Annotated in this window: 19 protein-coding genes; 11 read left to right on the top strand and 8 right to left on the bottom strand. The window is 33.0% G+C overall.

What is annotated here, in order from left to right; genetic code table 11:
• Positions 1-2: 2 nt before the first annotated feature.
• Both AABK36_RS09770 and AABK36_RS09765 read left to right on the top strand, forming a co-directional pair.
• Positions 3-4,094, top strand: coding sequence for a hypothetical protein (locus AABK36_RS09770; RefSeq protein ID WP_309939783.1), 4,092 nt, complete (start codon positions 3-5; stop codon positions 4,092-4,094).
• 4 nt (positions 4,095-4,098) lie between these two features.
• Positions 4,099-5,013, top strand: a complete 915-nt coding sequence (locus AABK36_RS09765) for a P-loop NTPase family protein (RefSeq protein ID WP_309939782.1) — start codon at positions 4,099-4,101, stop codon at positions 5,011-5,013.
• A gap of 20 nt (positions 5,014-5,033) precedes the next feature.
• Here the strand turns inward: AABK36_RS09765 and AABK36_RS09760 are convergent, their stop codons facing one another.
• The 6 genes from AABK36_RS09760 to AABK36_RS09735 all read right to left on the bottom strand — a co-directional run bounded on the left by AABK36_RS09760 (position 5,034) and on the right by AABK36_RS09735 (position 9,615).
• Positions 5,034-5,270 carry a hypothetical protein gene (locus AABK36_RS09760; RefSeq protein WP_309939781.1) on the bottom strand — a complete coding sequence of 79 codons (237 nt, stop codon included), beginning with the start codon at positions 5,268-5,270 and terminating at the stop codon, positions 5,034-5,036.
• A gap of 55 nt (positions 5,271-5,325) precedes the next feature.
• Positions 5,326-5,847 (bottom strand): hypothetical protein, encoded by a 522-nt coding sequence (locus AABK36_RS09755; protein WP_309939780.1) that lies wholly within the window; start codon positions 5,845-5,847, stop codon positions 5,326-5,328.
• Complete coding sequence (locus AABK36_RS09750) at positions 5,828-6,364, bottom strand: hypothetical protein (RefSeq protein ID WP_309939779.1); 537 nt, start codon at positions 6,362-6,364, stop codon at positions 5,828-5,830. The genes AABK36_RS09755 and AABK36_RS09750 overlap by 20 nt, the downstream gene beginning before the upstream one ends.
• 9 nt (positions 6,365-6,373) lie before the next feature.
• On the bottom strand, positions 6,374-7,498 hold the full coding sequence (locus AABK36_RS09745) for a hypothetical protein (RefSeq protein WP_309939777.1): 1,125 nt from the start codon (positions 7,496-7,498) through the stop codon (positions 6,374-6,376).
• A gap of 242 nt (positions 7,499-7,740) precedes the next feature.
• Positions 7,741-8,913: a site-specific integrase gene (locus AABK36_RS09740; RefSeq protein WP_309939776.1), complete on the bottom strand. Its 1,173-nt coding sequence runs from the start codon at positions 8,911-8,913 to the stop codon at positions 7,741-7,743.
• Positions 8,914-9,183: 270 nt separating this feature from the next.
• Positions 9,184-9,615, bottom strand: a complete 432-nt coding sequence (locus tag AABK36_RS09735; RefSeq protein ID WP_309939775.1) for a helix-turn-helix transcriptional regulator — start codon at positions 9,613-9,615, stop codon at positions 9,184-9,186.
• A 618-nt stretch (positions 9,616-10,233) separates the two neighbouring features.
• Here AABK36_RS09735 and AABK36_RS09730 point away from each other — a divergent pair.
• The 9 genes from AABK36_RS09730 to AABK36_RS09690 all read left to right on the top strand — a co-directional run bounded on the left by AABK36_RS09730 (position 10,234) and on the right by AABK36_RS09690 (position 14,660).
• Entirely contained in the window at positions 10,234-10,458 is a 225-nt protein-coding gene (locus AABK36_RS09730; protein ID WP_309939773.1) for a hypothetical protein, read from the top strand.
• Positions 10,459-10,812: 354 nt separating this feature from the next.
• Positions 10,813-11,757, top strand: a complete 945-nt coding sequence (locus tag AABK36_RS09725; protein ID WP_309939772.1) for a hypothetical protein — start codon at positions 10,813-10,815, stop codon at positions 11,755-11,757.
• A 278-nt stretch (positions 11,758-12,035) separates the two neighbouring features.
• A complete protein-coding gene (locus tag AABK36_RS09720; protein WP_309939771.1) occupies positions 12,036-12,383 on the top strand; it encodes a hypothetical protein in 348 nt (115 codons plus the stop codon).
• Between the two features lie 120 nt (positions 12,384-12,503).
• Entirely contained in the window at positions 12,504-12,776 is a 273-nt protein-coding gene (locus tag AABK36_RS09715; protein ID WP_309939769.1) for a hypothetical protein, read from the top strand.
• Positions 12,763-13,464 carry a hypothetical protein gene (locus AABK36_RS09710; RefSeq protein WP_309939767.1) on the top strand — a complete coding sequence of 234 codons (702 nt, stop codon included), beginning with the start codon at positions 12,763-12,765 and terminating at the stop codon, positions 13,462-13,464. The genes AABK36_RS09715 and AABK36_RS09710 overlap by 14 nt, the downstream gene beginning before the upstream one ends.
• A complete protein-coding gene (locus AABK36_RS09705; protein WP_309939765.1) occupies positions 13,427-13,678 on the top strand; it encodes a hypothetical protein in 252 nt (83 codons plus the stop codon). Before AABK36_RS09710 ends, AABK36_RS09705 begins: the two co-directional genes overlap by 38 nt.
• 115 nt (positions 13,679-13,793) lie before the next feature.
• The gene (locus tag AABK36_RS09700) at positions 13,794-13,985 is read left to right on the top strand and encodes a hypothetical protein (protein WP_309939764.1); all 192 of its coding nucleotides are present in this window, start codon (positions 13,794-13,796) and stop codon (positions 13,983-13,985) included.
• A 211-nt stretch (positions 13,986-14,196) separates the two neighbouring features.
• Positions 14,197-14,388, top strand: coding sequence for a hypothetical protein (locus AABK36_RS09695; protein WP_309939763.1), 192 nt, complete (start codon positions 14,197-14,199; stop codon positions 14,386-14,388).
• 23 nt (positions 14,389-14,411) lie between these two features.
• Complete coding sequence (locus AABK36_RS09690) at positions 14,412-14,660, top strand: hypothetical protein (RefSeq protein ID WP_309939762.1); 249 nt, start codon at positions 14,412-14,414, stop codon at positions 14,658-14,660.
• Between the two features lie 47 nt (positions 14,661-14,707).
• Here the strand turns inward: AABK36_RS09690 and AABK36_RS09685 are convergent, their stop codons facing one another.
• On the bottom strand, positions 14,708-19,981 hold the full coding sequence (locus AABK36_RS09685; RefSeq protein WP_309939760.1) for an NACHT domain-containing protein: 5,274 nt from the start codon (positions 19,979-19,981) through the stop codon (positions 14,708-14,710).
• Between the two features lie 32 nt (positions 19,982-20,013).
• Positions 20,014-20,163, bottom strand: coding sequence for a hypothetical protein (locus tag AABK36_RS09680; protein ID WP_338390322.1), 150 nt, complete (start codon positions 20,161-20,163; stop codon positions 20,014-20,016).
• Positions 20,164-20,291 lie beyond the last annotated feature (128 nt).

The following is a 20,291-nucleotide window of genomic DNA, read 5'->3' as shown; positions in this document are numbered from 1 at the left end:
TTATGTGGCAATATTTAGCGCTTGGTGGGCTGGCTTTGGCTGGCCTTTTTTCGAATAATAAAGAAGAAAATGAAGGCTTGGGGAAATTACCTGAAGCAGATGAGAAAGAATATAGTGCTTTCATCCAAAAGTACGGTAAATCAAAGTCTTACTTAAATAAAGAAACAGGCAAGAAAATACGTGTTTATAAGTCTGCGATAGAAAGGACAATTAATCAACGTCAGTACGAAAGCTACAATAGTGAGCTAAACGATTCTTGGGTAGAAAAATTCAAAGATTTAGAAAATGAATTATTAAAAGCTACTTATACGCATAGTTGGATAAATAAAGCGTATTCTAAAAATACTTGGTTTCATTTGTTTGGCAGAAGTATTCTTATCAAAGAAACAAGAGGTAATTTCTATTTAGAAATGTTTGCTTATGGGAGAACTACGATCTTAGCAAAAGGGAGTCAAATAATTGATTTGAAGAACATTAGCCAAGAGGAAAGGAGTAAGTTAAAGTTTAAATCAAGTCTTTTCAATAAAAAAAATGCGAAAATCAAGGAAGAAAAAACAAATACAGTTCCCACTCTTCAAAAGGAAGAGCCAAAACAAGTTCAAAAGGTAGAGACAAAACAAGTTCAAAAAGTAGAGACAAAGCCAGCACAAGAATCAGCAGCTAAATCAAACCCTCAACTGGAGATCATTGATTATACTCAAAAAGTCTTGGCGCTGAAAGGCACTACCAAGGAAATGGCTCAAAGCATCAAAGGCCTTGGTATTTGGGCAAAGTTCAACAACCGTCTGAAAGATGAAAACGGCAATCCATTCGCAGGCTGGGTATTCTCCAAAAAGGATCGTGAGACACTTGAGAAATTCGTCCAAGAAATCAACAATGGCGAAGCTGTAACCATTACCAAAAAAGAAAGCTCCAGCTCTTCAAATACTCAAAGCCATAGAGCATCATTGCCATTGCGTCAACATCTGGTTGCCTACTTGTTGCTTAAGGAGTACAAAAAGGATTTTGTCAACAATGCTTTATTTCAAGACACTGCCAAAGGCATTCCCGATTTGAGCGAGCATGAGCTTAGCGAGTCTGATATCAAAAGATACAGGTATTTGGATTGGTACGAAGGCTTGCAGGAAGAAAGCAACGGCAAGTGGATGTACAAGCCGCATTTAGCAAGTTATATGGATGATGAAGGCAATATTCATATTGTCATGCATTATTTGAACCGAAGCTTTGAAAGTGCTCGCAGTGAGTGGGAAATCATCTCCAAAGCCGGAGCAAGAAAAACCTATTACAAAGAGAGAAGGAAAGGCGATAAGGATTACTATAAGTTCAATAAAAGCATTCAAGCGGTTCTCAAAGACGGATGGTTTTACCCATCAAATAAAGATTTGAAAAAGTACATTGTCAACGGCAAGCAAGTGGACGCTAATGTCAGAAAGCTAAAAGAGGCCGGATACAACAATATTGAATCAGACAACAAATACCGATTCTTTGTGCGATTCAAAGACAATGAGCCTGCAACGGCTAAAAAGGTCAGCAATGGGCACTCTATCGAAGATTTGAAGCCTTTTGAAATCCCTGCCAAAGTATTTGTGCCTAAAGCAAAACGAGCTCCGCATTATAAACTCCCGGACGACAAAAAGAAACTCAAAAAGGATGTGCTTTTGCAAGAGGTTTTGCTTGGTAAAATGGAATGGGCTGTTTCTAGTTATTGGAACTCTTATGAGGAATTAACCGAACACGTAAAAGACTACAAATGGGAAATCCCATCGATTGACAAGGCGCTGAGAGTATTTAGCGAAAGGTATAACACCGTCGGGCTTGAGTCCGATAAAGTCATAAATATAGGCTCATCCGTAAGCTCGTATGCGCTTCGCTATCATGGCAAAGACGCAAAGGCATATATCAATCTTGAGGCTGGCATAAGTCCGGAGGAGCAAGCCAAATTTGAAAAGAAAGAGAATAAAAGCAAAGCGCTGAATGCCGACCACAACAAAATGGCTGACAAGTTCGAAGCGTGGGCAGACAGGCTTCAGGATTATATCGATAAGGCTAAAGAAAGCTTAAAGAATTACAATACGAATACAAACAAAAGACTCGCTCAGTATTACTCCAAGCAATTTGATTACAATGATGCTTTAGAGCTTCATGCGTTTGTCAATGCATTGGCGATTGCTTGGAGGAACAACACTATTCCGGAGAAATTAAAACTGATTAGTCCGGTGAAATCAAAAGATCATTTGAAATCTTTCTTATTATCTGGAGAGCAAGGAAATCAAGGGTATTCGTACTATCATACCAAGTCCGACACTCCAAATTTTGAGAAGTATTTCAAGTACTATAAAGACAACTTGGAAGAGATCGAGGTTTACACGCTTGAAGAGGCTAAAGAGGTTTTTGAGCTTTTAAAAAGCTTAGTGGCTCATGATCCTGAGCGTGAAGCGGAAAAGGAAAAGCAAGAGATTGAAAAGCTGGTGAACAGTTGGAAAAAATCCAATGACAAAGGCTTTTTCCCTACGCCAGCGACTTTAGCCAAAAAGCTTGTGTATAAGGCTGAAATCATCAAAGGCCATACGATTCTTGAGCCATCGGCTGGCCTTGGGCATATCGCTGACCAGATCAAAGCGATGCACCCGGACAATGACTTGGAAGTCATCGAGTGGTGGAATGACTTGAGAAATATTTTGAAGCTCAAAGGCCATAATGTGGTTGGCGAGGACTTTTTGAAGCATACCAAGGAGTATGATCGCATCATCATGAACCCTCCTTTTGAGAAGCTTCAAGACATCGATCATGTGAGACATGCTTACAAATTATTGAAGTCTGGGGGAAGGCTTGTTGCGATCATGTCGGAAAGTCCATTTTTCAACAGTCAGAAGAAAGCCAAAGCTTTCCGTGAATGGCTGGATGAAATCGGGGGATATTCTGAACAGCTTCCAAAGGATTCATTCAAAGGCAAAGAGGCATTTAGACAAACTGGAGTGAGTAGCCGCATGGTGATAATTGATAAGAAAGAAGCTCCGAAAAAGGAAAAGAAAAAGACGAATTTTAACCTTAGTAAAGTTGAAGAATATTGGACAAAGGATATTTATGCAGACCCTAAGCGTTTTCAAAATAGGGCAAATGAATTTTCATCGGAATCAAAGAATAGAATTGTCGAAGCTATTAAAAATAATACATTCAATTGGGCGGCTTTTGATCCTATCACCATATGGAAAGACCCAAATGCAGTAGATAAATATTATGTCTTATCAGGTCACAGTAGATTGGCAGCCTTTAAAGAAGTGATGTTTGAGTATGAAGAGTTTGATAATATTCCTGCAAAATTATTTGAAGGCACAGAAGAGGAAGCAATACAATTTGCTTTAAACTCCAACACCTTAAGCACCAAAGAATCCGATCTTGAAAGAGCTACATATTACGCCAGTTTGAGAAAGTCCGGGGAAAGCGTGAAAGATGTTGAAAAGCTTATCCGAAAGCAAGAAGGCAAGAATGCCGCTCAAATCATCAACTTGTCCTTTTTGAATCCAAAGGGAATATTATTCCAAAAGCTGGATGATTTTGGCCTTGGCAATATCGAAAGCCGCAACAACTTGCTTACAATAGCAAACTGGATCGGTGAAGCCAGACGCAAATACCCGCAACTGACTAATTCGCATGAAAACGAGCTTTCGACTTGGCTTATCGAAAAAGCGTATGGCAACAAAAAAGGCCAATTTTCCAATAAAAAAGCGTTTCTCGAACGGCTTCATGTAGCGATTGACAAGCAAACGGAGTTTGGCAAGTTCAAAGCTGGAGAACCGCTCAACATGGAAAGAAACGTTTCAAAGTCTCTTGCCGAACAAGAATTCGATAAGCTTTTAAGCGATGCTCAGGAAGAAGTAAAAGAAGCTGAAAAAATCCTTAAGGAAAAAAGCACAAAATACTATGCCGCAGTAAAAAACGGTAGAATTAGCCAAGCTAAAGCCGATGCAATGCTCAAACCGCATACGGCAAGCTTTGGTCTTGCCAAGTCAAAATTCAATGACATCGCCAGCAAGAAAACGGATATACTAAGCGAAGGCAAAAAGCAAATGGCCTTGTTCGGCACTAAAAAGTAATATCATGAATATCTCACTACTGCCCAAGCGACTGCAACAAGAGTATAGAAAGTTCAAGAAGTCGCCTAAGAAATACGAAACGGAGCTTGAAATATGCATAGCGGAAATCGAGGAAAAGCACCCCGAAGCGCTTAAAAGCGTTTCTAAAAACGTTTCCAAACCGTCACGAAACGTTTCAAAAACGGATAAAAGCGTTTCCAAACCGCTTCAAAGCGTAACAAAACAGGCTCAAAACGTAACTGAAACGGTTCACGAACCTATTAACACCTCTTCAAAATCGCTTTCCAGTAGTTTAAAAGGGCTTTTTTCTCCAATCAATAAACCACAAACCCAAAAAACCGGAAAACCAATCAAGTTAAAAGGACCGATTGCTAAATGGCTCGGAAAACCTGAATCATTTGAATTCATGCTACTTTTACGTGGAGAACCCGGAGCTGGAAAATCCAGATTCATTTTTCAGCTTATCAACTGTTTTATTGAAGCGAATCTAACCCTAGCATTTTTTTCTCTTGAAATGGATGTAGCTAGTTCTATTGTGCAAGATTATTCAGAGCTGTACATTAGTGAGGAATTTAAGCCTCAAGTCATGAGTACTTCTGTTTGTCCGGAAGGGTTAACAACCATAGACAAAGCAGCAAAAGAATTTGATGTTATTGTCATTGACTCATGGCAAAAAATAGATAATGTGAAGCAAACAGACTTTGACAAGCTTCGAAAAAACAATCAAAATACGATGTTTATCATTATCACACAATCCAACAGCAAGTCAGGAACAAGAGGCGGAAATATGGCTGATTTTGACGCCTCTTGTGTAGCTCATGTTCATGATGATCACCATGTATATTGGGAAAAGAATCGCTTTGCTGATGGTGATACGGATCATGTGTATAGTGTTTTTGATTCGAAGGTTATAAGGTAAATCAAAAACTTCACAAAAAACTAATATCTACAACGACATAACCTTTTTCCATCATCTAAAGCCTCAGATTTTTTTTGAGTCCAAACACCTGATTTACAATTACTAACTAATGCATTATGAGTTGAATCATTATGAAAAATTTTACTTTCTCCACAAATAAAGACTTTCGGATCTACCTCTAACTGACTCTCTACTACTTTTAATGTGGGGGTCACAAAAAAAGCACTTAACAAATAAATTACAATATTCACCATCATAGTATAATATTTTTAAGTACGGTAATCAATATCAATACCACAAAACAACTATAATTTATAATTGCACTTTGATTGACTCATTAAAAAGATCTAACTTGTTTATGGAAAAGTAATAAGTCCAATACCGATATCTCGGATAAGGCTTAAATTTCCTCTTAAATTCATCACTTAAGCTTTCTAGACAATATTCTAATAAATCAAAATATTGACTACGATTTTCAAATATTGGATAAGCTACAAGATGGTAACTTAAATCCTCACTATCATGTAAAAATGTTTTATCAAATGAAAACAGCCCTTTTTTTGCAAATCCTACAAAATCATGTAAATACTTATCACGATCAAATCCTTGATTAAGTATTCTATGATCAATAATTCTTTCTAAATATCGATTAATTTCATATTTAAATTCAAAATTACTCTCCCTAAGAATTATTCTCAATTCATTGTGAAAACCTTCATCTTCGAAATAAGAATAAACATTTCCTCCAGCAGTTGCAAAATGACACAATAAACCAGAATTAAATTTAAATATATCTAAATCAAAATCTGTAACATTATATTTTTTCTTTCCCATAAACTACTTCGCAATTTTCACACCTTGGAATCGGTTCAGATGTTCTAGGCCTTATGGCTTTTGTAAATTGAATATCCAACAATTCTGCTTTACTTTTTATTTTTAACACCTTGTTTGCTGCTTTATTTTCAGCGCATTTCCCAATAATATTTTTAGAACTTGTTTTTGACGATAGTTCCCCTATTATGCCTAATTTATTTAACTGTTTTCTAAGCTTATAATTAATCGAATCCTCATGACTTAGTTTTCCAAAAGAAGTTCCAAAAACACCACTTTTCTCATATTTAGCAGCAATTGAACAAGCTACTAATTCCCTATACTTAATATGTATTTTACGCTTTTTAGTTGAGTATAAAGCTTGAATTTCATTTATATTTTTTTTGTAAATTTCACTATTATATAATAATATTTTATAAAGTGTCGATATTTTTCTATTTCTCTTTTCAATATAATGAAGATTATTAAAAGTATTATTTATCTTATTAACTCTCTCTTCAATCTCTTTATAATTTAACATGATTTATTATTAATCAACATCACTAATTTCGTATTCAACATTTTTTTCTAATTTATTGCTTAAAATTTCAAAATCACCACATTCAATGTTTATCACCTGTGAACTCTCTTTAATTTTTGGTCTAATTGATTGTACAATTACCTTTAGTTTTGATTCTTTTGTTAATTCACAAAGCCATATTTCAAACAATTGATTAACTGGACGAGTTAACTTAGTTTTTGCATTAACATCTATTTTAAAATCAGATTTAGTAATTAAAATATAAACTTTATTAAGCCAATCTTTAGATATGTCTAAATCAAAAAAGCATTCTAATTGATATATCACAAGCACCACATTACCATTAACTATACCATATCCCATTGATAGTACTCCACAATTAAACAATAAGCTCTCTCCAATATTTTTAGATGAAAAATAATTGATCAAAAGATTGTTTAAATGCTGAATATCATAAAGCGATTTAAAAAAATCATCTTTATCTATTATCGATTTTCCATCATATGATTGAATTGTATTATCAATTATTCGATAATCATTATGACCAATAGTATTACGTAATTGAATATTATATGCACTTGAAAAAACAGCTTGCAAAATTGGATAATCTTTAAGCTTTGGTTTTATATAATCAATACAATTACCTTTCTTTAATCGTCCTTTTCTATCTTTAAAATTATATAATTCTAGATCAAGTCTGTTTTTTGTTTTAAGCTTTACAATGGAAACGAAAATTAAAAGAAGTGTTTCAATCTCATAATAGCTTTGATATAAAAAGCAGGCATTTTGAGAAAGTCCATCCTTAGGTTTCTCCATTGCAATTTCAAAAACATTTTCCCTTTTATCATTAAATAAATCTACTTGTTTATTTATCGAATAAAATTCAATTAATTTCTTAAAATCAGAAAATACATCGCAAGAATTTATAAAATCAAAAAATTCATTAATTAAATTTATATCATTATTTGATATAAAATGTACTCTAAATAAATAATTTCTATAAAACGCATAAGCATCTCCTGACTCCTTAAATAACATCAATAACTCAAGAGGAATATTATCAGGACATTTACTTTTTAGCCCAGAAGATATCCAATGCTCAAAATTCATTATTTTCTGGCTCAATTCTTTCATAGTATAATCTAGCCTAGCCTGACTCAACAGAATAATTTATTTTAATTTAAAATATTGCCTACTAATTAGTAAGCTATTCATTAAAGTTGTAACCAAAAAAACACATTTTTTTAAACATTTTATCTTTATAAAATCATTAAAATTCCGCATCAGATTTCGACTACGAAACTGCGTATTATTTTACCAACAAATGAGAATAAATTGAAAGGGTGTGAAAATTATAAGTTGAAAAAATAATGACCTTACATCAAACCAAATGCTTGCCTAAAGTCTTCGATCACTTTTTTAGGCAAAATCTCGGCATAATACTTTAATGTAGTCTTCAAATCGCTATGACCAAGAGCTTTCATTACTGAAACGGCATTCACTTCATTATTGAATAGCCATGTAGCAAACGTTTTCCTACCAATATGAGAAGTCAGTGACATTTTTATGTCGCAAATTGCTGCTACTTCCTTAAGGTATTTATTGTATTTCTGATTACTAATAACAGGAAGTTTGTACTCATACTTTTCAAGGATCGTTATCGCCTCTGGCAATAAAGGAATTACACTATATGTGCTTGATTTTTGACGCTGTTGTTGAATGAAAGGACCAAACTGCGATATCTTCACATGAGATTCGCTTTGAAATGCTTTGAGATCGCAATAGGAAAGCCCTGTTCTGCATTGGAAGTAAAACATGTCTCTTACTCGTTCGTGCCTTTGATCATCAAATTCTGCCTTTTTAAGACGCTCCATATCTTGATCGTCCACAAAGTCAATAGGCTTTACTTCATTCCTTATCTTTCCCATAAAGCTCTTAAGCGGATTAGTCTCAATATAATCTCGCTTAAAGCCAAACTCCAAGGCCGCTTGAGTTTGCTTAACAATACGCACAGCTTGATTGTGTCCTAGCTCTTGATCTGTTTTCAGGTATTTTAAAAAATCATCTCCAAAACTCTTCGAAAGATCTTCCGCAAGCAAGTTTTTATTATTAATCTTCTCCAGATAATTCTTTAGGTGCCTAAGAGCATTTCTCAAACTTCTAATCGTATTATTCGCATACCCTAGATCCTCCCGGTCTTGAACAAATTCCTCTACGATTTCAATCAATTTATAATGAATCTTTCTCTCTCCTTTATATACCTTAAGGACAATCTTAGAAGTTACAACCTTGTCCAAATCCTCCAGTGTTCTGTATATGCTTTTAATCTTGGTATATGTTTCTAAAAGTATGGTATTGCCTAATTCTGAATATTTCCCCGGACTTGTGATTCTTCCATAGCCTTTGCTGCTCCATTCATCTGGAGATACTCGCACATTTGTAGAAATCATGCTGATTTGTCCTTTGTAATTAACTTTGCAATAAATTGGAGCTCTTCCATCCGCTCCTATGCGGTCTTTTCTTAACCACATGTTGATATTAAATTTCATGTCTGTTATTTTTTGGTTACTTCTAGGTGGGAATATATATGAGTATGTAACCTTTTTTTAGAGCATAAAAAAAAGGGTTAACCTTAAAGATTACCCTTTGATTACCCTTATTCAAGTCGTTTCGGCTTATTTAACTTGTTGAATTTCAAGCTTTTGTAGTCCCGGAAGGAGTCGAACTAAAGCTTCTTTAACCTACTCATTTTCAGCGAATTCCAACTTCTCAAGTTGGTATGGCAAACAATCTGGTTATCATTTTTTACAAAAAAATAATTACCATCGCTGTGCTGTTAATTGTTTACCTATGAGCTTTCCCGCAGCTTGAGAACTCAGTATAGTTATTAAGTTATCAATCTGTTTATCCTTTTTATTTATTTGAGTTTCATACTTATTGACTATTGAGTCAATATATTTTTGAATCTCTGGAGAAAATCTCTTTTCTTTTGCTGGCTCTTCTTCAACTTTTGTTGAATCATCAACTCCTCTATACATCTCTCCAGCTCCAAGAATTAGCCAATCTGAATTAATATCTGGAATATTTTTCAATATTTTATTAATTACTTCAAAAGTAGGCTTTGTTTTTTTCTCCCCTAAGATATTATGGATAGTCTGAATAGAAACTCCTACCTTTCTAGCAAACTCACTCCGATTATATCTAAGCTCTTGGAGTAAAAACTCTAGTCTTTCATTGATAGAATCTGTCATATTTTAACCATTATATATATTATCTAATCTATTTTACTATTTTATGGAATTTTTTATTGTATTTATTAGAATTTAGAATCTAATTTGTAATACATAATAACACAAGATGATATATTTTAATACAATGTAACACAATTTACTATAATTTTAAAATTATATACTCGAAAACAATCACATATGTTCCATGGATAAAAAGAGTTTTTCAAAAAATTACGACAAAAGCGATGAAATTTACACAAGGTATAAGCTTTTACCCTATTCAATTAAAGGAAATATTATAAAGTCTATCACAGAGAAGTTCGCTTATCATAAAAATAGTTTTTGGAATAGGTTAAAAAAAGAAAAGCTAAGTATCGAAGAAATTAATTTTATTAATCAAAAAATCAAAGAACTCACTTCAACATAAAAAACTTGGAGTATTTAATGGTCATCAAATTCTTAGAAATATATCAAGAATTAATTACCAAAATCTAACATCTCCCCCATTTGGGTAAAACAGGCTGTGAAGTTGGTGCGGTTCGAATCCGCATAGGGGAACTAAGAAGAATCAAAAGACGATTCCAACTTAAAAAACTCATCAAACATAATGGTTTATATTATATTTAATTCAAGTCCAAAATGAAAATAGAATCCGAAGCAACAACACGATACATCGAGGAAGTCAATAGACAACTCAAATCAATCAAAGAAAAAGCCCAAAAGATAGAAGACGAAAGAGTGAAAAGCATTGTGGAAACATCTATCGAAAAAGCTGAGAAATTCATCGCTACGCCTAGCGAGTGGGAGTTCAAAAAAGCAGCCATCGAGATAGAATTGCAAAACGCTAAAAACTATCTCGCATAAAGAAACCCTGAATACTCTTTGACTCAAAAAGTCACAAACCAAACAGTCCTGACTCGGAGCTTGGAGGGGATCATCTCCCCTCTCAGGATCAAAATTAAATAGGTTCAAAGTAGTACGTAATCTCGTAAGTCTTGAAAAGCGCAATCAAGCCGAAATTATATGACATAACACGAAAAAATCAAAAAACCTACTTTTCGTGAACAGGTAAAGTACGTCCTTTTTGGTCGTTTTTCTTAGGGAATTTTTCTCTTATTCCCTTTCAGGAAAAAGCTTTTTCCAAAAGCTCTTTACCTTATGTTCTTCACCTCTTTACCTATTTCTTTACTATAATTCTTAGGATAAATTTTTGAAAAAATGTCTACTATTTCGCAAGAACGCATCAAGCAAGCTCGAAAATTGGCTGGCAACCGAAAAGACAAAGCCTCCAGTACTTATTCATGGTACATTTGGCAACAAAACAACCCAAAGTTTCTCAAGGGCTATTCCAAATGGAATAATTTACCCGAAAGAGCCGATAAAGACACGCTCCTGCAAGAGTGTATCGAAAGGCTTTACAATACTGGCTATTTCAATGAAAAACCGATCATTCGCAGCAATGGCAAGACGCAATTTCCGCTTGATTTCATCGAATTTTGCGAAAACAACAACGGTGAGGATGTGACGATCTGCGTGCTTTTTATCAGTCATTACGAGCTTGGAGATAAGTACATTGACAACAAAGTTTTGATCAACTTTCTCAATCGCTTCTATGAGCTTGTCGAAACTGGTGAAACGTCAAATCTAGTCAAGAAGTCTGCCAAGAGCAAAGAGAACATGATGTCGCTTAAAAGACATAGGTTTCGCACGCTCAATTCGCTCTATTCGTATTCAGAACAGCTTATCAACACCTATCACTTTCCAAAAGGCGTAGTGCAAGATTTCATTAGAAAGTATAGTGAAAAATATTTCAGCGAAGGCAATGAGTCAATGCAGACTGGCAAATTGAACGAGACAAAGGTTAAGGAAAACAACCAAAAAAGCAAGAAAACAAAGCCTGCGAAAAACACTCAAAAATCTGTCGTTGCTGATCCGAAAAACAAAGCGGTAAGCCTCAGAAGACAATTTCATAAAGACTACAATACAAACGAGAATCGATTGGCATTTATCGAGTATTTGAAAGCGGATGACAATATATTCAATGAATCGGTGCTAAGCCGTATTATCGGAGGAAAAACCAATAGTTCGGACGAATTCCAGTTTGCAACATTTCTAGTCGAGAAATACGGGACCAAAGAGCAAAAATCACTCATTAGATCATAATCCATAAAAAAAGCTCAAAAGGCTGCAACCCTTTGAGCTTTAAAGATTGATCTCCAACAGACCAGTTTATAATTCTTATTATTCCATGACAAAAGTACAAATAATTTCGCCTCTCTGCAAGGTTGGAGAGGTTGTATTATGCAAAGTTTTAAGCAAAAGTTGCAAAGGTAAAATTACCCGGATAAAATCTGATAAAGAGGTGTTTGTGAAGCTGGACAATATTTCGGGAGTAACCAAATTCAGATTAAAAGATATTTTGATTCTCAATTACAACTGATATGAACAACTGGATAGAAATCACTCATAAAACCGCTTCGACTAAAAATATCATTCAAGCCATTGACATTACTGGAGCTGGAAATTTTGAATGCGTATTAGGCAAGATCGTCAGGTCTAATACTGGAGAAATTCACATAATGAATATCAACACACATGTTATGCATAAGAATATGTCTCATTATCGAGAAATACCAGCAAATGAAATGTTAGCGATAACCAACCAAGGGATCCCCTCTTTGATCCATCATAAAGGACACTTTCAATGCAAAATACTTGAAAAAGGCTCTTATCAACCTCGATGGATGCCTAATTCGGATTTGAGATTTCAACCTAAAATATTGAACTGATGAACCGCAATCAAGAAAAACACTTCGAAGCCTGGGCAAACGCTTTCTACGGATTGAAGCCTCGAAAAAAAAACTTTATTGAACGGCTATTCGGCATATTCACCATCAACAGTAAAAAGAATGAGACTCACAAAGAAAGAAAAAGCAAATTATTATAGTATGGTTAAAAAAGGTGTATTCAAATTTATAGAGACTGATTTAGAAATCCTTAGAGTTTGTAAAATTGCCATTTCAACACCTTCTCAAATTAAAAAATCAAGTATAACTCAACATACTTATAATCAATGTAAAGAGGTCTATGCGAAACTAGAAAAAGATTATGTAGAAGAGCTTGAGGGTAATGTTTCCGATTTAAGATCATTTATAAATTCAATTGAATATGAACTTTATTAAGAAACATTACCTATTGATCATCATCGGACTGGTGATGATCAACAATATCGAGCATCTTGCTTATGTGCATCATGACATCAGCCGCAAGCTCTTTGGGATCGAAGGCAGCATGATTCACTCGGTTATCGTGGTGGTCATCATCGAGCTTGCGATCATGGCCTTTGTAGCCAATGGCAAGAAGTGGTTCGCCTTGCTGTTCACAGTACTGCTTTTTGTACTGTCCATGCTTTACTATGATGTGCGAACTTTCATGATTCTGGGCAACTGGGAGCAATTAACGGCAAGCGTGGTGTATTCGACACTTTTTACAGTATCGATCTACATGTTTTCGGAAATGTACGCCTCAAAAATCGAAACGTCACGAAACGTTTCTGAAACGTTTCGTGACGGCTTGGAGCAAGATATAAGGGATTTGCAGGCAAAACTGGAAGAAACAGAAGCCGAAAAGCAAGAAAAAGACGAGGAAATGGACGAGCAGCAGAAACGTTTCGCAGATACGCTTTCTGAACTTGAAATAGTCCGGCAAGGAATAGAAGCGCAGTACAATAAGGAAAAAGAAGAAGCCGACAAATGGAGAGAAGCAACAACTTGCGGTGAATGTGGGGAAAGGTTCAAGAGTCCTTTTGCTAAAAATGCTCACAAATGCAAAGATGCAAAGCTACAAGATCATATACCGCAAGGACAATAAAGTGCATTCCACGATGGTAACTGCCAAAACGCCTCATGAAGCCACATACACTTTCTATACAAGCCTTCGATACAGAGGGCTTATATTCCTGTTCAACTCCGAATTTCACAAGGACATTGACAAAAGAGTCAAGCAGTATGTAGAAAGGAATCTCAACGTGCAACTAGAGCTCAACCTAGACCCTAGCCTCAAAATCGAAAACCAAACAATATGACATATCACATCCCAAAGCGATCTTTCAGGATCGATTATCTCAAACCAAGAATACAAGAATCGATTGCCAACAACTCGATTCCCGATCTCATCGACGAGGTGTCAACCATGTTCGCATGCTCGCAACGAACAGTCTACAACGACATCCAAATGATAAGGCAATGTTAATCGCATTTTTGATCACCACATTAATTATCATCGTCTGCTTGATGGTGATCGGGATCGTTTGGGTGTACAGAATCTACCAATCTTATAAAAGCAGCCAGTTGCAAGTATTTGAAATCCTTTATTACTCCAGACATGAATAATCAAACCTTCGATAGCTTATTTTATGCCTTTGTCATCCTATTCGCTCTTTATCTGATTTATAGATTTCTCGATAATATTAGAAAGAAGTATTTCAGCTCTTTCCTTGACAAAAAACGAATCAAAAAGCCCCATTAACATAAAAAATGAGCCGTTTCAGAAACGTTTCGAAACGGTTATTCCACTCTTTAAATCTCAAATAAATAATAAAAAATGAAGCACCTTAAAACAACCGTACAAGAAGTCATTGACGGAAAAATGAAATCGCCACTACCAGTTGAAGTCATTCCTAATCAGATGGGCATCAATCTATGCGCAGTAGATAGCATCGAATGGATTAAGCAAGATGACGAACAGCTAGTAAGCCTCACAATCAATTTCATACCCGACAACGAAGAAGAATAACAACCCTTAAATCTCAAATCAAAATGAAAATCAAAACACAAAAAGGACGCTCTAAAGAGCTCATAAAGTTAAGAGATAAAGCTCTTGTAAAACGTTTCGTGCATCTTACAGAAGTAAAGCGCAAAAGAGTTGATGATACTCTTAAAATACTCTCTGAAAAAGAGTTTTATCTCTCAGAAAAAACAATCCTAAACATCATACGAAAAGAGTTTAGAGTCAAAAAATATTGCGGACTAGAGAAAAGACAAACATATGGAAATATCATAAAGTAATATTTACATCTAATCTCTAAAAATTAGAGATTAGATGTAAATAAAATCTAGTCTAAAATTCTATTTTGTAACTCTAGACCAATAGGTTCATTAATAGAGACTAAATACATTACAATTACTTTATAATTATTATACAGTTCTTTATCTTTTTTAATAACGTCCCTATATTCCTCCCATAGATAACTTGCTGTTCGAGCAAAACTTTCATTATATTCAAACTGTCTATGTACTTTACCATCTGGAGCTGGAATACTTAGAATTTGAGTGTACCACTTAACAAAACAATATAATACAGTAAGCCCCTCTTTTAAAAGGACTCCTCCTGATTTTTTTCTAAGTAATAAAATTAACATTCTGACCCGATCATAATTATGTACATTATTGAAAAACCACTTAATGATATTTTTTGAAGACAATTTCAAAAGATCCTTATGATCATCATCCCAAATATCAATCTGATCATAAGAAACCCCATATAAGGATTGCTCAATATCTCTATTATTCCAAGTTTTTACTCCTTTACTTTTCCAATTTTCTGATTGTGAACAAAACAAAATCATTTGTTCCCATTCTTCATGAAATTTGATTTTATTTTTTTCTTCATTAAAATCATTTAAAAAGTAATTTTCTAAAAAAAAATGACTTTGCTTTGGGCATAAATACCCATAACTTAAGATTGGCTTCCAGTACCTGCTAGGGTTATCTTCTTTTTTTAATCTTAAAATATGTCTACTAATACGTTTAAGTACCCAACTAGAAAACTCATTAGGATATTCACTATTCACTTCAGAATACGAGATAATATCTTCATTTTCATTAATTATTTGTCCAACTAATTGATCCCATAATAAGAGAAGGTATTTATATTCGGAAATATCTTTTACATCTGAAAACTCTGGAGTTGGCGAAAACACATTTTGTAATAATTGAGTATCAAAACCTCTTTTTTCTCTATATTTCCTTGCTTCATAATTTTTTCTGGAGGCACTATTTGTTGAGGATTTTTTATCTAACAAATTTATAATTACTTTTTCCGTTTTATCATTAATAAACTCTTTTAGTATTTTATCTCCATATAAAACTATCCAAGTTATATCTTTATCTCTATTAAAAATACGTTTTATTAATTTTTGATATTTTGTCTCCTCATATACTGAAGGTAATTTTTCATAATTATCTGTATTATTAAAATCATAAATACCAGAACTCCATTTAATTGCTAAATTTTGTAATTGTATAAAATCTTGTTGATTCCATCTTAATTCTTTAGCAATATTGCTAAAGAGTATTTTATTAGTTTTATTTGCTGACTTTAAAAAAAGTAACCCTAATGATCTTCTAATTTTTTTATTCTTCAAGTTTTTTGACCAAAGCTTAGGTAAAAACCTTGCTATAGAATCACTCCAAGCACTACTTAGCCCTACCTCATAATAATCATCTTGTCTATATGGTGCTTTGATTAATACTTTCTCTAAAAAATCAATTGTCCAATTTACGTGATTGTCATATTTATCGATCCATAAATTTTGATGTTCAAAAAGTAATTTTAAAACTTCAAATAAAGAACTAATTTCATTGGCAAATTTATGATACTTTTCAGGTGTAAGAGAAATTTTAGATTCCAAAAATACTTTTTCCCAAACTTCATTAAGTTCATCTTTTGAATATTTTCCACCTGTATTAATTTCTCTTAAATATTCAATTGAATGCATCTCTATAATTGGCTTTTCACTTTCTATTCTTAATGGAGTCAACTTCTCATTAAGCTTTTTAGGTTCATTATATTCAAAAATTGTTTCACCATTATTTTCTAAAACTTCGTAATTTTCTAAATCGAACTGTGCTATAAAATTCATTTTCAATAAATCTGTCCCATCTTTTTCTTCATCTTTATACAATTCCTTATTCCATAATTCAATTATTTTTTTATAAAAATTATTTGATTGATAGGTTTGTTTAAATAATTGATGACCTGTAAAGTAAATAGGTATTCTCCTACATTCTAGATTATTCCACTCTCTGATTTCATTCATTATATTTTCATCTAAATCAGTTAGCCCAAGCATCTGATGACCTTCAGTATTCATTAAGGAAGTTTCCCATCTATACAAATCAAAAATAGATAAGACTGGCTGTAGTATCCCTAGAAATAATGATGAATGATATTTACCGATGAAACATAATAAGCCTATAAAGCAAACACTATTAGCATTTTTTAAAATCTGCTTAATAAAAGGCTCAATATTTTCACCTTTGTCAATACTGTTAATTAAAAATTTTTCCAACGCCATTAAAGCAGATGAAATTGCATGTGGTGCTCCTCCTGCTGCTCGATACCAAAAATAAATACGATAATCACCAATAAATGATAATTTCCTTTCTTCAAACTCCATCTTTAATGTAGGAACTTGGCGTTTATTAAATTCCTCAACTTTAGCCCACTGTGAAGTAGCGAAATTGACCAGACTTATTATAGTATCTATTCCTATATTTGAATTCACATTCAAGAAATCTAAAAAAGGACCTCTACCATAATAAGGGGGATGCCAATCATGAGGTTCATTAATATCATATTTGTAATGAAAATCATAATTAAATGAAATTGCACATGGAGGATCTATTAGCAAGGCTAATATAATCTCTTTTGCTTTATCTGGATATAGAGAAATTAAACCATATGAAAATTCAGTAGATAAAAACACTTCTGAAAAAGTTTCATCTACCATTTCATAAGGGCCATCTTCCCATTGTATTGGCTTTCTTATTTCAACTTTTTCAAGAATTCTCTCATGTCTAGAAAAATCAGATTTAAGTAATTTTCTTTCTTGGTTTTGAAATTTTTTACGTTTACACAGCTTTAGGCAAATATCAATATTCTCTTTAGGCATATCATAAACTCCTAAAAGCATAGATTTATAAACTTTTTCATCTATATCATCTTTTATCCATCCATTATTAAGTTTCATGTTGAAAACCCATTCGGTATTTTTAAAAACGCAAAAAGCAATTTCTTCTCGTAAATGAAAATCTTCAGGTGTATTTAATAACCATACTTTTCCTAATTCAGCAACTTTATCACCTAATAAAGGAATAAAAGAATCAATATATTTTCTTAAAAATTCCACAACAGGAAACCAATATGAATAATTTGGGATTCTATGATATATTGATGCTTCAGATTTAGTAATTCCACCCATTTCTTCAGCCAATTTTAAAATTTGGGGATTTGGCTTTGTAGCCTTCAATAAGAATCGATCTACAAAACGCTTTAATATTTGTCCTTCATTTTCAATAAAAAAAAAGTAGAGAAGCTCTAAAAAACGAAATGTTGAATTGGAGTAAATTATTGAATCTAATAATAAATCTTGGATAATTTTTTCATTTGGGATATTCTCATTTAAATCAGAAAAGGTTTCAATCCAACTATCAACACTTACTTCCTTTTCTAACAAATATACCCCATATAATCTAATTGACCTTCCCCATAATGGTGACAAAATATTTTTAGAAACTACATATTCTTTAAAAGTATCACTTTTATCCTTTATGAGTTTATATCTTGCCCAATCTGAGAATAAATCATGTTCAAAGGCCAACCTATCATTTACAACTCTTAAAAGTTTACTCTTTTTTAATGATGTTACTGGGGATAATTCCCAAATATTAAAATCTGATTGAGAGGTGCTAAAAGTCATCTTTTCAGCTTGATTCTCAGAAAGAAGCTGTAAAAAACGAGATCGTTGTTCTGCATTATCGTATTTAACATTTTCAACCTCTTCGTTCCAGATTAAATCAATAATATTAGACTCACCAAAGAAATCATTTATTTCTACATTAGTATCTTTAGATAGATTGAATGCTAATAAGTCTAAATATTTTAAGTTTTTTAATATATCATTTAGATGATTATGTTTAAATAGATTTGCTAAAGCTGGAAATTTTTGCTGAACAATGATTAATTTTTCATTTTCAATAGTTTGAAGATCAAACACTTTATGAGATAAGCATAAATTAATTCTATATAAACCTTTTATTATATCTTCATAATCATTCGATTGACACGAAAAAATCACTTTCCATGGAGTTTGATTTTGTTTAATATAGTTTAAAAAACTAAATAATAATTTTAAATGTTCCTCTTTACAAAACCTTTCTACTGAATCGATTATGATATACCCCTCTTGATCCTGACTTTGCTTAATGATTTCAACAAATGAATTAGATAAATCAAAGAAATCCTCTAGGTTATTACTATATATAATATCTGAATCTAACCAAATCGTTTTAATCTTATTAGATAAATCAAGCTCTTGAAAAAAGTGTTTAAGTAGAACTGATTTTCCATAACCTGATTTACCTAACAAAAAAACAAAACTACTTTCTCTAATCATCTGCTTAAAAGCAGATAATTCCTGTCCTCTTTCTAGTTTAACTTCCCCTCCTATTTTATCTTGTATACTATTACATTTTTGAGAAGTAATTGAGGCTATCTTTTTCCAATCCGCTTCATGCTGAGGTAGACCTTTGAGATTAAAAAGAAGTCGTATATCATCAACTAGAGTTTGATAATTAATAAACGATCCTTCATTTGCAGATAGTTCACTTCTTATTTCACATAATTTAATTTTTAACAAGTCTGCTTGACTATTATCAGCATTGGATAAACAATTTTTACAATTTTGTATCAATTTGGATTCATCCTTTGATGGAGCATTTTCAAAATCAAACTCTAATAAAATTACTCTACTCAAAAGTTTCCAGATATCTTTATCATCAATATTATGCTTTAACGCTAATTCAGAAGGACACTTAAACCCTTTTAATAGCTTAATTTGTCTTTTAGAAAAACTTCCTTTCTCACCTTGAGAAATATTAGATTCAAGAATTTCGTAAGTAGATGAACGAGCTGCTTTTAAAAGTCTATTTAGATCAGCAGATAGAACTGAACCTAACGGAGAATTTACAATACATAAATAATCATTCTGTTTATCAAAAACTGTTGATTCTTCATTTAAATATTGCTCCCATAAATCAGTTAACAATTCAGTATTTGGTCCATTTCCAGAAAATTGAACATTACTTTTTACAGTAATAGGAATATTAAAAGTATTTTCAGAACTGGTCTTCATCGTTAAAACCAAATCATCAAATAGCCAACCTTTAGATCTTGCTTGAAATGCTATTTCACAAACATTAGCAGAGATATTTGAAAATGGAAAATCCTGAGTTAAAAGAGTAATTGCAAACCATGAAAACACTTTATCTTCAAATAAAAAACCAGCTCCAGAACTTTGTTTTGCTGTTGTTATTTTTCTAGCCATATAATTCAACTTCCTATTCAAAAAAATAAATATCAATAATCATAATGCTCTTCAAACACCTTCACTTCCTTGGGAGACAGCCTAAATTTATGGACGATCCCTATTCGCTTTAGATAATTAGCTAAAGTTTGAGGGTGTATGTCATATTTTAAAGCAAGTTCTTTCCGAGTGATAAAAGTCATATGAAATAATCATTTGATCCATCTACAATATAATACATACTATGTTTTTTATCGTAATTTTTCAAAATTAAACTTAAAATTGAAAAATCATATAAGAACACGAGTAATCACATCGTAACACTTGCGAC

Source organism: Aureibacter tunicatorum (assembly GCF_036492635.1).
Taxonomy (GTDB): Bacteria; Bacteroidota; Bacteroidia; order Cytophagales; family Cyclobacteriaceae; genus Aureibacter; species Aureibacter tunicatorum.
This window is presented reverse-complemented; position numbering and strand designations above follow the sequence as displayed.

Coding starts and splice junctions, on each gene's coding strand:
- AABK36_RS09770 (WP_309939783.1), top strand. CDS start 3: ATGTGGCAATATTTAGCGCTTGGTGGGCTGGCTTTGGCTGGCCTTTTT.
- AABK36_RS09765 (WP_309939782.1), top strand. CDS start 4,099: ATGAATATCTCACTACTGCCCAAGCGACTGCAACAAGAGTATAGAAAG.
- AABK36_RS09760 (WP_309939781.1), bottom strand. CDS start 5,270: ATGATGGTGAATATTGTAATTTATTTGTTAAGTGCTTTTTTTGTGACC.
- AABK36_RS09755 (WP_309939780.1), bottom strand. CDS start 5,847: ATGGGAAAGAAAAAATATAATGTTACAGATTTTGATTTAGATATATTT.
- AABK36_RS09750 (WP_309939779.1), bottom strand. CDS start 6,364: ATGTTAAATTATAAAGAGATTGAAGAGAGAGTTAATAAGATAAATAAT.
- AABK36_RS09745 (WP_309939777.1), bottom strand. CDS start 7,498: ATGAAAGAATTGAGCCAGAAAATAATGAATTTTGAGCATTGGATATCT.
- AABK36_RS09740 (WP_309939776.1), bottom strand. CDS start 8,913: ATGAAATTTAATATCAACATGTGGTTAAGAAAAGACCGCATAGGAGCG.
- AABK36_RS09735 (WP_309939775.1), bottom strand. CDS start 9,615: ATGACAGATTCTATCAATGAAAGACTAGAGTTTTTACTCCAAGAGCTT.
- AABK36_RS09730 (WP_309939773.1), top strand. CDS start 10,234: ATGAAAATAGAATCCGAAGCAACAACACGATACATCGAGGAAGTCAAT.
- AABK36_RS09725 (WP_309939772.1), top strand. CDS start 10,813: ATGTCTACTATTTCGCAAGAACGCATCAAGCAAGCTCGAAAATTGGCT.
- AABK36_RS09720 (WP_309939771.1), top strand. CDS start 12,036: ATGAACAACTGGATAGAAATCACTCATAAAACCGCTTCGACTAAAAAT.
- AABK36_RS09715 (WP_309939769.1), top strand. CDS start 12,504: ATGAGACTCACAAAGAAAGAAAAAGCAAATTATTATAGTATGGTTAAA.
- AABK36_RS09710 (WP_309939767.1), top strand. CDS start 12,763: ATGAACTTTATTAAGAAACATTACCTATTGATCATCATCGGACTGGTG.
- AABK36_RS09705 (WP_309939765.1), top strand. CDS start 13,427: ATGCAAAGCTACAAGATCATATACCGCAAGGACAATAAAGTGCATTCC.
- AABK36_RS09700 (WP_309939764.1), top strand. CDS start 13,794: ATGCTCGCAACGAACAGTCTACAACGACATCCAAATGATAAGGCAATG.
- AABK36_RS09695 (WP_309939763.1), top strand. CDS start 14,197: ATGAAGCACCTTAAAACAACCGTACAAGAAGTCATTGACGGAAAAATG.
- AABK36_RS09690 (WP_309939762.1), top strand. CDS start 14,412: ATGAAAATCAAAACACAAAAAGGACGCTCTAAAGAGCTCATAAAGTTA.
- AABK36_RS09685 (WP_309939760.1), bottom strand. CDS start 19,981: ATGGCTAGAAAAATAACAACAGCAAAACAAAGTTCTGGAGCTGGTTTT.
- AABK36_RS09680 (WP_338390322.1), bottom strand. CDS start 20,163: ATGACTTTTATCACTCGGAAAGAACTTGCTTTAAAATATGACATACAC.